At 30.5% G+C, this 275-nt stretch carries 1 protein-coding gene; it reads right to left on the bottom strand.

The genetic code is table 11. The features are described from left to right. On the bottom strand, positions 1–275 hold a 275-nt coding region (locus SB717_RS35615), incomplete at both ends, for a hypothetical protein (protein ID WP_410907662.1).

Genomic DNA, 275 nt, shown 5'->3' with positions numbered 1-275 from the left:
ATAATTTCATTTTTACATATGGTAAGCTTAATGTCTCATTCTCTCCGGAAGAACATGCTACACCTAAATCTGGCATATCTGATCCTCCAAAAGACTTTGAAATTTCTATAAAGTGATCACCGTTGATTGATATTTTAGGAATTGCATCCTTTTCTTTTTTAATAATTATATGATTGAGAGTGGTAACATCTTTACTTTCTGTATCAGAAGCAATAAAATACTCCAATTCAAATATATCTGGTTTACTATCCTCAGGTCTATAAGCAAATAAAGGA

The sequence above is a fragment of the Priestia sp. SIMBA_032 genome, from assembly GCF_046535215.1.
Taxonomy (GTDB): Bacteria; Bacillota; Bacilli; order Bacillales; family Bacillaceae_H; genus Priestia; species Priestia aryabhattai.
This window is presented reverse-complemented; position numbering and strand designations above follow the sequence as displayed.